Annotated in this window: 1 pseudogene; it reads left to right on the top strand. The window is 38.6% G+C overall.

Annotated features, from left to right (window positions below):
* Positions 1–70 precede the first annotated feature (70 nt).
* A pseudogene (gene secD / locus AAEZ00_RS21610) lies at positions 71–259 on the top strand (protein translocase subunit SecD); the annotation flags it as partial.

Below are 259 nucleotides of genomic sequence, written 5' to 3'. Positions count from 1 at the left end.
GGTCAATGCCTATCATCACTCACATACATTTTTATCGAGGTTTTACCCCGATGTAGTGAGATCAAGTGTTATGAAATCAAAATCGAATACCAAACCGTTAAATCAATATGCTCAGTGGAAATACTGGCTATTAATTAGCACACTCATCATCTTATTTATGAGTGCATTGCCATCTTGGTATGGTGAAGATCCTGCCGTACAACTTGCCGTTAAACCGACCCAATCATTAACAGTGGAACAAATCCACCATGTGTTACAA

The organism is Shewanella sp. S1-49-MNA-CIBAN-0167, assembly GCF_040310145.1.
GTDB classification, from domain to species: domain Bacteria; phylum Pseudomonadota; class Gammaproteobacteria; order Enterobacterales; family Shewanellaceae; genus Shewanella; species Shewanella psychromarinicola.
The sequence above is the reverse complement of the archived record's forward strand: the minus strand, read 5'-3'. Positions and strand labels throughout refer to the sequence as shown.